This window comes from Actinomyces polynesiensis (assembly GCF_000820725.1).
Taxonomy (GTDB): domain Bacteria; phylum Actinomycetota; class Actinomycetes; order Actinomycetales; family Actinomycetaceae; genus Pauljensenia; species Pauljensenia polynesiensis.
Window position 1 is genome coordinate 1 of record NZ_CCXH01000015.1, and the last position, 12,689, is coordinate 12,689.

9 protein-coding genes and 1 pseudogene are annotated in these 12,689 nt (G+C 70.3%); 6 read left to right on the forward strand and 4 right to left on the reverse strand.

Annotated features, from left to right (window positions below; translation table 11 throughout):
* Nucleotides 1-292 precede the first annotated feature (292 nt).
* The 3 genes from fepB to TA90_RS15960 all read right to left on the reverse strand — a co-directional run bounded on the left by fepB (nt 293) and on the right by TA90_RS15960 (nt 5,070).
* Nucleotides 293-1,324 (reverse strand): Fe2+-enterobactin ABC transporter substrate-binding protein, encoded by a 1,032-nt coding sequence (gene fepB, locus TA90_RS00455; protein WP_052450316.1) that lies wholly within the window; start codon nt 1,322-1,324, stop codon nt 293-295.
* Between the two features lie 390 nt (nt 1,325-1,714).
* The gene (locus TA90_RS00460) at nt 1,715-4,444 is read right to left on the reverse strand and encodes a DEAD/DEAH box helicase (protein ID WP_043534070.1); all 2,730 of its coding nucleotides are present in this window, start codon (nt 4,442-4,444) and stop codon (nt 1,715-1,717) included.
* Nucleotides 4,441-5,070 (reverse strand): GNAT family N-acetyltransferase, encoded by a 630-nt coding sequence (locus tag TA90_RS15960; RefSeq protein WP_407921569.1) that lies wholly within the window; start codon nt 5,068-5,070, stop codon nt 4,441-4,443. The genes TA90_RS00460 and TA90_RS15960 overlap by 4 nt, the downstream gene beginning before the upstream one ends.
* On the opposite strand from TA90_RS15960, the gene TA90_RS00465 reads away from it, so the two are divergent.
* The 4 genes and pseudogenes from TA90_RS00465 to TA90_RS00480 all read left to right on the forward strand — a co-directional run bounded on the left by TA90_RS00465 (nt 4,954) and on the right by TA90_RS00480 (nt 8,789).
* Complete coding sequence (locus TA90_RS00465; RefSeq protein ID WP_407921570.1) at nt 4,954-5,724, forward strand: fumarylacetoacetate hydrolase family protein; 771 nt, start codon at nt 4,954-4,956, stop codon at nt 5,722-5,724. The genes TA90_RS15960 and TA90_RS00465 overlap by 117 nt on opposite strands.
* Nucleotides 5,725-5,832: 108 nt before the next feature.
* Nucleotides 5,833-6,108 (forward strand): hypothetical protein, encoded by a 276-nt coding sequence (locus tag TA90_RS00470; RefSeq protein ID WP_147513290.1) that lies wholly within the window; start codon nt 5,833-5,835, stop codon nt 6,106-6,108.
* Between the two features lie 403 nt (nt 6,109-6,511).
* Nucleotides 6,512-7,992, forward strand: a pseudogene (locus TA90_RS00475) (purine-cytosine permease family protein).
* Nucleotides 7,993-8,003: 11 nt separating this feature from the next.
* Nucleotides 8,004-8,789 carry a purine-nucleoside phosphorylase gene (locus TA90_RS00480; protein WP_147513291.1) on the forward strand — a complete coding sequence of 262 codons (786 nt, stop codon included), beginning with the start codon at nt 8,004-8,006 and terminating at the stop codon, nt 8,787-8,789.
* A 326-nt stretch (nt 8,790-9,115) separates the two neighbouring features.
* Here TA90_RS00480 and TA90_RS00485 read toward each other — a convergent pair whose 3' ends face one another.
* Nucleotides 9,116-10,291: a MalY/PatB family protein gene (locus TA90_RS00485; RefSeq protein WP_043534074.1), complete on the reverse strand. Its 1,176-nt coding sequence runs from the start codon at nt 10,289-10,291 to the stop codon at nt 9,116-9,118.
* A gap of 440 nt (nt 10,292-10,731) precedes the next feature.
* On the opposite strand from TA90_RS00485, the gene tal reads away from it, so the two are divergent.
* Together tal and TA90_RS00495 are read left to right on the forward strand one after the other, a co-directional pair.
* Entirely contained in the window at nt 10,732-11,829 is a 1,098-nt protein-coding gene (gene tal / locus TA90_RS00490) for a transaldolase (protein WP_043534075.1), read from the forward strand.
* Nucleotides 11,830-12,037: 208 nt separating this feature from the next.
* Nucleotides 12,038-12,529 carry a ribose-5-phosphate isomerase gene (locus TA90_RS00495; protein WP_043534076.1) on the forward strand — a complete coding sequence of 164 codons (492 nt, stop codon included), beginning with the start codon at nt 12,038-12,040 and terminating at the stop codon, nt 12,527-12,529.
* The last annotated feature ends 160 nt before the right edge of the window (nt 12,530-12,689 follow it).

A 12,689-nucleotide genomic window follows, 5' to 3' on the forward strand; every position in this document is an offset into this window, starting at 1 on the left:
CGCCAGGGGCACGAGGGCCACGAGCAGCCCCACGAGGAGGGCCCTGCGGGCGAGGATCCCCCGGAACTCCTCGGAGTGCTGGGCGTCGGCGGGACCGGGAGGGGACACGGGCGCCGTCCCCGGGGACACGGGCACGACCCGCTCGGCGCTCCGCCCAGCGGGGCTGTTGGCCGGTGGGGACGCCACCGGGGTGGGAGCCGCCGGGAGCGTGGGGTGCACGACCACAGGGGAGGGCCCCGAGCCACGTGGGCCGGACCTTCCCCTGTGGGACGTGCCGCCGCCGGTCATCGGATCAGCCCAGCGCCTCGACGACGGCGTCGACGAAGAGCCTGCCGGAGTAGTAGTCGATGCGGAACGACGTCGGACCCAGGGGGTACACCTGCGAGGAGGTGACCGCGGGGACGTTCGCGAGGACGGGTTCGGACTCGAAGGCCTTCACGGTGTCATCGGTGCCGGTGAGCAGGAAGACGGTCTCCCCGCCGATGGCCGTGGAGAGGTTCTCCAGGGTGACGAATGCGAAGTCGGAGCGCGCCTGCTCGCTGGTGTCGAGATCCTCGGGAGCCTCATGAACCTCGACGCCGAGGGCCTCCAGGAGCTGGGCATGGGGCCCGGTCCTCTTGGCGATGCCCTGGTCGGCGCCGGGACCGTTGAAGGAGACGATCGAGGCACCGCCCGTGGGGGCGGTGATCCTGGCTGCCGCCTCGGAGGTGTGGGTGTCGAAGTCGTCGATGGCCGCGGTGGCGTCGGCCTCGTGCCCGGTGGCCTCACCGAGCTCCTCGGCGAGGTCCTGCCAGGTCTGCTTGGAGTAGTCCACGACGATCGTGGGGAACTGGGCGGCGATCTGGTCGTAGTTGTCGACGACGGAGTCAGCGCCCGCGGTCGAGACGACCACGAGGTCCGGGTCCGCGGCGATCAGGGACTCGAGGTCGAACTCGAGGTTCGGGTAGAGCACCTCGACACCGCGCTCATCGGCGACATCGGCCCACTGGGAGAAGAACCCCTTGTCATCGGTGATGTCGGAGAGGGAGGTCGCGGCGGAGGCGACAACCGGCGCGTTGATGGCGAGGAGGGTTCCCGTGGCCGAGATCGAGGTCGAGACGATGCGCTCGGGCTGGGAGTCCAGCTCCAGCTCGCCCTTCTCGTGGGTGACGGTGCGCGGCCACTCGCCGGAGCCGGAGGCCGATCCGGACTGGGAGGCCGTGCCCGACTGGTCGGCGGTGCCGGACTGGTCGGACTGTGCGCCACCTCCGGAGCAGGCTGTCAGTGTCACGGCGGCGAGTGCGGCGGCGAAGGTGGTGAACAGGCGGGCGGGGCGGGCTCGCATGGGGCTCCTCTGGTCGTTGCGGGGTCTCCTTGACCTGCCGGGACGCTCCGGCAGCGCGGATTAGGTTAGCAATGGCTTACCTAATACAACCAGCCCTGTGACCCGCCTCACCCCGCGAAGTCCGCTCTGTTCTCACCCCGAAGTCCGCTCTGTTCGGGCACTGAGGTCCGCTCTGTTCGGGCACTGAGGTCCGTCCCGTCGAAGCCTCGAGGTCCGCCCTCGTGAAGGGCCGAGATCGGTACTGACGCCTCATGGGACGGACTTCGACCCCAGAACTGAGCGGACTTCGACCCTGGAACAGAGCGGACTTCGACCCGAGAACTGAGCGGACTTCGACCTCAGAACAGAGCGGACTTCGAGGTCAGAACAGAGCGGACTTCGCCGAGGGGGTCAGCGGGGGGAGAGGTCGACCATGCGCAGCACCACGGCCCCGGTGCGGTCGGACCCGGCCACGTCGACCAGCGCCACCAGGCGCCAGTCCAGGTTGTCGTCCGGGTCGAGCAGGGTCTGCTCCACCAACCAGAACGGCCCCGTCCCGCCGGCGGCCCCGTCAGCCCGCTCCGCGGCATCCTCCACTGCCTCCACCACGGCCTCGGGCACACCGACCGCCAACATCTCCGTGCGCTCGGGCGCCTCCACGATCCGGCACAGGGAGGCAGAGCGTGCCCGCTGGTCGATGCCGATCCAGTCGTGCTCCGCCCAGTAACGCGCCAACGCCCGGTCCCAACGCTCCTCGTCCCACCCCGACGGTCCGTCCAGGCGCGCCAGGGCCGCCACGTTGTCACGGCTCATGAGCTCCACCCGGCGGAACACCGCGGTGCGGATGGCGGTGCGGAAGGCGTGCCGGTTCGCGGAGAAGGACACGGTCCCGTCCTCGTCCGCGCCGAAGGCCAGTTCCGCACCCGACGCACCACCGGAGCCGCCCTCGTCGGCGCTGCGCGCCTCCTCGACGCGCCCGGAGGACAGCGCCTCCCACTCGTCCAGCAGCGAGGAGTCCACGGCGCGGATGAGCCCGGCCAGCCAGGAGATGATCGCGCGGACCTCCTCGGTCATGGCCTCCTCGGGGACCACCTGGCGCAGCGCCCGGTAGGCGTCGGTGAGGTAGCGCAGGACGACGCCCTCGGAGCGCCCGACGTCGTAGCGGCTGACCAGCTCCGTGAAGGTCATCGCGTTCTCGACCATCTCGCGCACCACGGACTTCGGGGAGATCTCCAGGTCCCCGACCCAGGGGTTGGAACGCACGTAGGTGGCGAAGGCGGGCTCCAGCAGCTCCTCCAGTGGTCGCGGCCAGGTGACCTCCTCCAGGGCGGCCATGCGGTCGTCGTACTCCATGCCCTCGGCCTTCATCGCGGCCACGGCCTCCCCGCGGGCCACGCGCCGCTGCGCGAAGAGCAGGGGACGGGGGTCCTCCAGCACAGACTCCACCACGGAGACGACGTCGAGGGAGTAGGTGGGGGACTCCGGGTCCAGCAGGTCCAGTGCCGCCAGGGCGAAGGGGGACAGGGGCTGGTTGAGGGCGAAGTCGTCGGGCAGGTCGGCCACGAGGCGCAACCGTGGCAGCCCGTCCGCTGCCGCCTGGGCGGAGGGGACGTGGTCGACGACGCCGGCCTGGCGCATCGACTGGTAGATCTCCGCCAGCCGGCGCAGGTGCGGGTTGGACTCCCGTGGCGGGTCGTCGTTGTCGCGGGCCAGGTGGACGAGGTGCTCGCCCGGATCGCGCGAGGGCGGACCCGCCAGCACGTTGAGCACCATCGAGTGGGTGAGGGCGAACTGGGACTGCAGCTGTTCGGGCGCCGCGTCGCGCAGGCGCTCGAAGGTGGAGCGCGTCCAGGAGACCTGCCCCGCCCCCGCCGACTTCGGGGCGGACTTCTGCGCCTTCTTGCGGGCGCGCTTGGCCTCGCGCTCGTCCTTGGCCGCCTCCTCAGCGGCCGTGAGCCGCGCGCGCCGCCGCGCGTTCTCGACCTCGTGCTCGGGGGCCAGCACCCGCACGAAACCGACGGTGTCGAAGCCGGCCCGCCCGGCGCGGCCCGCGATCTGGTGGAACTCGCGCGCGGAGAGGTGGCGCATCCGCTCCCCGTCGAACTTCACCAGGGAGGTCAGCAGCACGGTGCGGATGGGGACGTTGATGCCCACGCCCAGGGTGTCGGTGCCGCACACGATGGCCAGCAGCCCCTGCTGGGTGAGGCGCTCGACGAGGCGGCGGTAGCGCGGCAGCATCCCGGCGTGGTGGACGCCGATGCCCTGGGAGAGCAGGTGGCGCAGGACCTGGCCGAAACCGCGCCCGAACTGGACGGTCCTGAGGGCGGCGGCGATGCGTTCCTTCTGCTCGGGCGAGATGAGCTTGCGCCGGTCGAAGGACTGCGCGGTCTCCACGGCGTCGCGCTGGGCGAAGTGGACGATGTAGACGGGCCAGCGGCCCTCACCCAGCAGGCGCTCGACCGTGTCGTGGATGTCGTCGACGACGTACTCGAACTCCAGGGGGACGGGGCGCTCCGCGTCGTCCACCAGCGCGACCTCGCGTCCGGTGCGCTCCTCCCAGCGGGTGCGGAAGCGGGTGGTGTCGCCCAACGTCGCGGACATGGCGACGTACTGGGGGCGGGTGAGCTCCAGGAGCGGCACCTGCCAGGCCCAGCCGCGCTGGGGGTCGCCGTAGTAGTGGAACTCGTCCATGACGACCATGTCGGTGTCCAGGTCCGCACCCTCGCGCAGAGCCTGGTTGGCGAGGATCTCCGCCGTGCAGCAGATGATGGGGGCGGCGGCGTTGAGTGAGACGTCCCCGGTGACCATCCCGACGTTGTCGGCACCGAAGAGTGCCACCAGGTCGAAGAACCTCTCCGAGACCAGGGCCTTCAGGGGAGCCGTGTAGTAGGAGCGGCCCCCCCGGGCCAGCGACACGAAGTGTGCGGCCAGGGCGATCATCGACTTGCCCGACCCGGTGGGGGTGGCCGCGATGACGTGGTTCCCGTCGAGGATCTCCAGCAGCGCCTGCTCCTGGTGGGGGTAGAGGGGGCGACCCGATCCCTCCGCCCAGCCGGAGAACGCCTCGAAGAGGGCGTCGACGTCCTCGAGCTGCCCGTGGTCCTCGAGGTCGTCGAGCAGGTCGTTGAGCATCGCGGTCATGGGGACATTGTCCCCCATGGACGAGGGCGGCCCCTGCGTCCGGGGGGACGGGGGGTCCTGCGGGCGGTTGTCCCCCATGGACGAGGGCGGCCCCTGCTGTCGGGCGGTGAACTGCCCGGTGCGGCACCGATGCGCCCGAGACCCGCCCGGGCGGGCACGGCCTGCGAGGCGGCGTTGTCCAGGAGCTTCTCCACCTGGACGCGGTGGAGACCCGGTCCGGGGAACGTGTGCGCGACGGAGGCCCCGACGGCCTGCGTGGCCAGCCCGCGACCGGTGTGGTCCCGGTCCGGCCCGTACACCACGGGGCAGGACCGGAGGGCACCTCGCGTGATGCCACTCAGGGTGAGCCGACCCGTCGTCCCGCCCTCGTCGTCCCGCGCTCGTCGTCCCGCCCTCGTCGTCCCGGGGGTCGATGAGTCGGATGCGCGAAGCCGTGGTCGTGGCCAGGGCGCAGGGGAGGACGAGGGGCCCGGGGTGGGGAACGTGCGGACTAGGCTGGCGGCATGCGAATCGTGCGCTTCTCCGACGGTGACTCCCCACGCTACGGCGCCCTCGAGGACGACTCCACCCGGGTCGTCGTGCTCAAGGGTGACCCACTCTTCTCCCCGGTCGAGCCCTCCGGGCAGATCGTCGAGCTGGAGGAGATCCGCCTGCTCTCCCCGGTGATCCCGCGCTCCAAGGTGGTGGGCGTGGGCAAGAACTACGCCGACCACGCCCGCGAGATGGGCGGGGAGGCACCGGACCACCCGATCCTCTTCCTCAAGCCGAACACGTCCGTGATCGGTCCCGACGACCCGATCGTGCTGCCGTCCTGGTCCCAGGAGGTCCACCACGAGGCCGAGCTGGCCGTCGTCATCAAGTCCCTCGCCAAGGACGTCGAACCCGGCGACGTGGACGACATCATCCTGGGCTGCACCTGCGCCAACGACGTCTCCGCCCGTGACGCCCAGCGCGCGGACGGCCAGTGGACGCGCGCCAAGGGCTTCGACACGGCCTGCCCACTGGGTCCCTGGATCGTGGTGGACCCGGAGCTGGACGTCACCGACCTGCGCGTCACCGCCTCAGTCAACGGGGAGCTGCGCCAGTCCGACACGACCGCGCACATGCTCACCCCCGTGCGTGAGCTGGTGTCCTACGTGTCCAAGGTCTTCACCCTGCTGCCCGGCGACGTCATCATCACCGGCACGCCCGCAGGGGTCGGCCCGATCGTCGAGGGCGACCACGTCGACATCGCCATCGAGGGCGTGGGCACGCTGTCCAACCCCGTCGTGCGCCGCTGAGCGAGCCGGGACGGCGCCTCCCGCGGGGGCGCCGACGCGGAGCAGCCCCGCGGTGAGCGGATGACCGGGGGCTGGCGGTGGGACATCGACGTCGGACGGAGGGGAACCATGGCAAGGATGCTGGTCCGGGTGGTCGGGGAGTGGACCCTGGTGATCACCGGCTACTGGTTGATGTCCGACCTGGGAGCGGCCATCGCCGACGGGGTCGAGGTGGCGGACCGATCCGCCGGTGGCACCGGGAGCGGGGGACTGGCTACCGTCCTCTCCTTCGTCGTGGCGACGGCGCTCGTCCTGTACGTGACCGCCCTCGCAGCCGCGCACACCGCAGCGCTCCACGACGCCCTCCGGGCCGGGAGGAAGCGGAGAATCGCCCTCCCCGACTGAGGTGACCGGGGCCCTGGCCGGCGCTCCCGACGACGCCTGCTCCGCCACCCGGCGAGGTCGTGCCCTGGAGCGCCCGTGCGTGGGCGTGTCCTCGCTCGTCGATCCGCCCTCGTCCGTCGACGAGTCGCGGCGTGGAGCGCGCCGATCCATTGGAGTCCTCGTCCGTCGGTGCGTCCGTCCGGCGCCGCCCTCGTCCGTCGGTGCGTCCTCGCCCGCGGGTGCTCCCGTCCGGCGCCGCCCTCGTCCGCGTTCCCGCGCCCCCCGCCGACGCCCCTGCCGAAGTGGCCCCTGCGTCGACTACGCTCATGAACACCGTCACACAGGAGGTCACAGCACCATGAGCACTGCTCCGTTCCCCACAGACCCCGGCCTCACACCCTCCACCTCGACACTGGCCGTGGAGATGGCCGGCCTCGACGTCATCCCCGAGTCCGAGCGCAAGGGCACGCCCTCGAACCTGTTCATGCCCTGGTTCGCTGCCAACATCTCCGTCCTGGGCATCTCCTGGGGCGCGTGGGTGCTCGGCTTCGGCATCTCCTTCTGGCAGGCGGTCATCGCCTCCGTCGTCGGCGTCGTCCTCTCCTTCCTCGTCTGCGGCCTCATCGCCATCGCCGGAAAGCGGGGCTCCGCCCCGACCCTGGTGCTCTCGCGCGCCGCATTCGGTCATGACGGCAACCGCATCTCGGCGGCGATCTCCTGGATGCTCACCGTGGGCTGGGAGACGTTCCTGTGCATCATGGCCGTCCAGGCCTCCGCCACCGTCATGGGGGCACTCGGCGTCACCAACCACCTGCTCTCCCAGGTCATCGCCCTCGTCCTGGTGGTGGCGATCGCCGGAGGAGCGGGCATCCTCGGCTTCGACACGATCATGCGGGTCCAGACCTGGATCACCTGGGCCACGGCGGTCCTCACCGTCATCTACGTCGCCCTCGTGCTGCCCCACATCAGTTGGGAGGCCGTCTCCGCACTGCCCGCCGGCCCCACGACCGCCGTCATCGGCGCCCTGTGCATGGTCCTCACGGGCTTCGGGTTCGGGTGGATGAACGCCGCCGCCGACTACTCCCGCTACCTGCCGCGCAAGTCCTCCACCGGGGGCGTCGTCTTCTGGACGACCTTCGGGTCCTCCCTGCCACGGTGCTGCTGGTCCTCATCGGCCTCCTCCTGGTCGGCTCGGACCCCGCCCTGGGCGACGCCATCAACCTCGACCCGATCGGCGCACTGACCACGATCCTGCCGACGTGGTTCCTCGTGCCCTTCGCGGTGGTGGCGATCCTCGGCCTGGTGGGCGGCATCGTCATGGACATCTACTCCTCGGGCCTGTCGATGCTGGCCACGGGTGTGCCGATCATCCGCCCGGTCGCCACCGCCATCGACGGGACGATCATGCTGGTGGGCACCATCGTCGTCGTGTTCTTCACCGACAGCTTCTTCGGTCCCTTCCAGGGCTTCCTCATCACCCTGGGCACGGTGATCGCCGGCTGGGGCGGCGTGATGATCGCCGACATCCTCCTGCGCAAGTCCGACTACAACGAGCCCGACCTCTTCCGCCGCACCGGCGTCTACGGCTCGGTCAACTGGGGGGCGATCGCCTCGCTGGCGGTGGCGACCTTCGTCGGCTGGGGGCTCGTGGTCAACACCTACGCCTCCTGGCTGGGATGGCAGGGCTACCTGCTCGGACCCCTCGGTGGGCGTGAGGGCAACTGGGCGTACTCCAACATCGGGGTCTTCCTGGCCCTGGTCATCGGCTTCGTCGGGTACCTGCTGACCTCACGCGGGCGCGTGAGGCGTCAGGAGGAGGTCGGTGCGAGACTCTTCGGGGTCGACGGTGCGGACGGCGCACCCGGTGTCGGCGGGGCGAGCGGCGCGGAGGGGGCCCAGCGATGACCCCGGAGGAGATGCGCTCCACGCTCCTGCGCGCCGAGTCCCACGAGGACGCCCGCGCCATCATCGAGCTCTCCGGCGTCGAGCACCACGACACGGTGGTGGTCCTCGGCTCCGGCCTGTCGGGGGCCCTGGACGGCTGGGGCGAGCCGCGTTCGCGGTTCCGGCTCTCCGAGATCCCCGGGGTCCTCGAGCCGCAGGCCGACGGCCACCTCGACGAGGTCCGCTCCTACCGTCGCGGCGACCACGACGTCCTCGTCGCGCTCGGGCGCACCCACCTGTACGAGGGCGTCTCCGCCTCCCACGTCACGACCTTCGTGCGCGCGGCCGTCGCCGCGGGGGTCGGGACGGCGGTGCTGTGCAACGCCAACGGGTGCCTGCGGGACTGGGAACTCGGGGACGTCATGGCGGTGGAGGACCACCTGAACTTCTCCGGGCACTCGCCCTTCGACGGGACGGTCTTCCTGGACACCACCGGTGTCTGGGACCCGGAGCTGACGGAGGCGTTGGCCGGGGTGTGCCAGAGGCGCGGGGTGTACGCGATCCTGCGGGGTCCCGAGTACCAGACCCGCGCCGAGACCCGGTGGCTGGCCGGTACGGGCGCGGGCTGCGTGGGGATGTCGACCGTCATGGAGGCGCTCACCCTGCACGCGCTGGGTGTGCGTGTGGGCGGGATGAGCGTGGTCTCGGACCTGTCCTTCGCCGCGGCGCCCACCGACCCGGCAGTGGTGCTGGAGGCGGCGGCCCGGGCGGGGGAGACGGTGCGCCGGGGCGTGGAGGCGGTCCTCGCCCTCCCCTGACCCCACCCCTCGCCGAAGTCCGCTCTGTTCGGGGCCCGAGGTCCGCTCTGTTCTGGCGGTGAGGTCCGCCCTGCCTCGGCCCGGTCCAGTGCCGATGTCCGTCCCGGGGAGGTCCTGGTGGATCGGTGGGGTCCGGTGGACCCTTGGCCGCCCTCGTCAATGGGCCGCCCGACCCGGCGGCGGGGAAACGCGTGGCAGGGTGCGCCCGCGAGGGAGGACCCCAGACCTGAACCCGCCAGTGGACCTCACGGGGCGAAATGAGCGGACCTCACCGCCAGAAGTGAGCGGACCTCGGCGGAGAGCGGGCGGGGGACGGGCAAAGGGGGTCAGGGGAGGAGCGCGAGGGTGCGCCCGACGATCTCGTCGGCGCACTGGTGGGAACACGCCAGGTTGATGCGGGCCCACTGCTCCCACCCGGTGCCGAGCGTGCGGCCGGCGTTCACCGCGATGTGTGCACGCTCGCGCAGCGCGGCGGCCGGATTGGGGTCGAGGCCCAGACCCTCGAAGCCCCACCACGTGAGGTAGGTGGCCTCAGGGGCCGTGAAGTCGACGGGGGAGTCGCGGAGCGCGTCGGCGACGAGGGAGATGTTCTCCGAGATGTAGCGGCGGACCTCGCCCTGCCACTCCAGGCCGTCGGTGTAGGCGGCGATCGTCCCCACCGCGCCGATCGTGGAGGCACCGTGGGCGACCCCGCCCCCGAAGGCATCCCAGCGCTCGCGCAGCTGCGGGTCCGGGAGGATCACCTGCGCGCAGGGCAGACCCGCGATGTTCCAGCCCTTCGAGGCGGCGGTCGCCGTGACCGTGTGTGCGGCGAACTCCGCACCGAGGCGCGCGTAGGAGAGGAAGGGCGTGGTGGGGTCGTCGAGGACGAGGGGGGAGTGGATCTCGTCGGAGAAGACGAGGGCGTCGTACCGCGAGACGAGTGCCTGCAGGTCGCGGAGCTCCTGTTCGGTGAGGACGCGCCCGGTCGGGTTCCAGGGGTTGCACAGGACCACCAGGCCAGCACCCGCCTCGAGCCCGGCGCGGATCCCGTCGAGGTCGAGCGCCCACCCGAGTCCGCCCGCGGCCTCCCCGTGCAGGGACGGCACCTCGATGACCTCACGCTCGTGGCCACCGGGAATGGTCAGGAACGGCATGTAGGCGGGGGTGGGGACGATGACGGGCGCACCGGGGCGCACCAGGTGGTCGAGGGTGGCGTGGAGGGCGGGGAGCACGGACTCCGCCAGGCGGATGTCATCGGCCGACAGATCCCAGCCGAAGCGGGTGTGCTGGTACTCGGCGAGGGCGTCGGCGACGCGGGGGGCGATCCACGAGGGTTGGTAGCCGAGCAGGCCGTCGTCGATGGCACCCTTCATGGCCGCGGCGACCTCCGGGGCGGTACCGAAGTCCATCTCCGCGACCCACGCCCCGATGGTCGGACTGCCGTCCTTGGCGGTGATGCCCGTCCACTTGAGACTGCCGGTGCGGCGGAGCTCGTCGTCGGAGAACGTGCGGATCGGCATGGAGGTCGTCCCATCGACGCAGGTTGTCCACAGGGACCGGAGCGACCATGGAACTCCGTCGAGTCCGCAGGATGCGGGGGCGAGCTCTGGGGAGGTTCATGCAGGGGGTGCTCCCCGGTCGGGGAGCACCCCTTCGTACCGGACGGTGGGCGCTTTCAGGACTGCACTGTACGACATCGGTCGGCCCCGCTCCGCACTCCGGATCACGGAGTGTTTCGGACCGCGCACTGCTCCGGAGGGAACGAGGGCGCGAGCATCGAACATTCCTAACACCTGAGACGTGAAGGTTCACATCAAACCTGTTACTCTGAACGCGGCCGGTGGGAGCGAGGGTGCTCGGGCGAGACGGGTGCCGCACTCCTGGTGGGTAGATGGCATTGGTGGACTGCGGAGTTGCGGCCCGCCGTGGAATCCACTGGTGAGGATTGGAGTGGGACGACATGAATGAACGCCTTGGGGCACTGTCTGCCGCGGGGGTCTCGATCTGGCTTGATGACCTGTCCAGGAGCCGCCTGAGGAGTGGGAACCTGGCGCATCTCATCCAGGAGTTCTCGGTGACGGGTGTGACCACGAACCCCACGATCTTCGCCGCAGCACTCTCCGAAGGATCGGACTACGAGACGCAGCTCGCGGATCTCGGCGGTGTTCCGGCCGAGGTCGCCATCACCGAGCTGTGCGCGGCCGATGTGCGCGACGCCTGTGATGAGTTCGCTGAGACCTACCGGGACAGCGCCGGGTACGACGGTCGTGTCTCGATCGAGGTGTCCCCTGCGCTGGCGAATGACGCGCGGGGGACGATCGAGGAAGCAGCGAAGCTGCACGAGCTCGTGGACAGGGAGAACGTCCTGATCAAGATCCCGGCCACCGATGCGGGTCTTGAGGCAATCGAGGAGACGATCGCATCCGGCATCTCGGTCAACGTCACCCTGATCTTCTCGGTCCGTCGATACGTGCAGGTCATGGAGGCTTATGTCCGAGGGCTTGAACGGGCCCGGGAACGGGGTCTGGACCTCAGCGGGATCCATTCAGTGGCCTCCTTCTTCATCTCCAGGGTCGACGGCGAGATCGACGCCCGCCTGCGGGCACTCGGTCGGTCCGACCTGGTGGGTCGGGCGGCCGTCGCCAATGCACTCGTCGCCCACGGTGCATTCGAGGAGTTCGTCGCCTCTGAGCGTTTCGAGATGCTGGCTGCCAGCGGTGCCAACATCCAGCGACCGTTGTGGGCGTCGACGGGCACCAAGGATCCTGCCTACCCGGACACGCTGTACGTCAGTGACCTGGTCGGCCCGGAGATCGTCAACACGATGCCCGAGAAGACACTCAGGTCCTTCGCTGACCACGGCACGGTCAACGGGAGTGTGGAGGGGCGACGGGCCGAGGGACAGGCACTGCTCGACGAGGTGGAGGCTGCCGGAGTCAACCTCGACGAGGTCTTCGAGCTCCTCGAGGCGCAAGGAGTCGAGAAGTTCCTCGCCTCGTGGGCCGAGCTGGTCGAGCGGGTCGAGGCGGCCACGGCAGCACTCGGGACCAGGGCCTGAGGCTCTGCTCGCCCCGTCCGCACGGGTGCGTCGCGTGGACGGAAGCCATCCGCATGTTCACACAGGCGGACTCCCGGACATACATGTCGTGTGAGAGTTCAATGCGATAAGTGTGAAAACCAACAACGAATGTGTTACTTTCTAACAGTGGCATCCACGCCGACGGGATCCCTCCCGTGCGGTGGCCACGAGAGTGTCTGGAGGAGACATGGGGTTCAGAGTTGTCCTTGCGGCGGACGAAGCCGGCGTGGACTACAAGGAAGCCATCAAGGCTGATCTCGAAGCGGATCCGCGAGTCGACGAGGTGATCGATGTCGGCGTCACCCCGCAGGAGAAGACGCCCTACCCCCACAAGGGAGTTGCCGGTGCCCGCGCCATCGCCCAAGGACGGGCGGACAGGGGCATCTTCATCTGCGGGACCGGGATGGGGATGGCGATCAGCGCGAACAAGGTTCCGGGTGTCCGGGCCTCCACGGCCCACGACAGCTTCTCCGTCGAGCGCCTCGTGATGTCCAACGACGCCCAGGTCCTGTGCCTCGGCGAGCGGGTGATCGGACGTGAACTCGCCCGCCGACTGGCCCGGGAGTTCCTGGACTACACGTTCGATCCGGCATCGCACTCCAAGGCCAACGTCGACCTGATCGTCCAGTACGAGTCGGAGGCAGGACCGTCCTCGGAGGGCCCGACCTGCGGCTGCTGAGAAGTCCAGCACCACGAGCTGCTGTCGTCGGCGCCTGAGGGCGCGACCCGACAGCTGTCCGGGGCCCGGCTCCCATTGGCCGGGGCCTCGGGGTCGCACGGAGAGGGGGCGCCTCTCCGTGCGACCAACATCCCCTCCGCGGCCAGTCGCGGGAGGAGAT

Coding starts and splice junctions, on each gene's coding strand:
- fepB (WP_052450316.1), bottom strand. CDS start 1,324: ATGCGAGCCCGCCCCGCCCGCCTGTTCACCACCTTCGCCGCCGCACTC.
- TA90_RS00460 (WP_043534070.1), bottom strand. CDS start 4,444: ATGACCGCGATGCTCAACGACCTGCTCGACGACCTCGAGGACCACGGG.
- TA90_RS00470 (WP_147513290.1), top strand. CDS start 5,833: ATGGCAAGGATGCTGGTCCGGGTGGTCGGGGAGTGGACCCTGGTGATC.
- TA90_RS00480 (WP_147513291.1), top strand. CDS start 8,004: ATGCGCTCCACGCTCCTGCGCGCCGAGTCCCACGAGGACGCCCGCGCC.
- TA90_RS00485 (WP_043534074.1), bottom strand. CDS start 10,291: ATGCCGATCCGCACGTTCTCCGACGACGAGCTCCGCCGCACCGGCAGT.
- tal (WP_043534075.1), top strand. CDS start 10,732: ATGAATGAACGCCTTGGGGCACTGTCTGCCGCGGGGGTCTCGATCTGG.
- TA90_RS00495 (WP_043534076.1), top strand. CDS start 12,038: ATGGGGTTCAGAGTTGTCCTTGCGGCGGACGAAGCCGGCGTGGACTAC.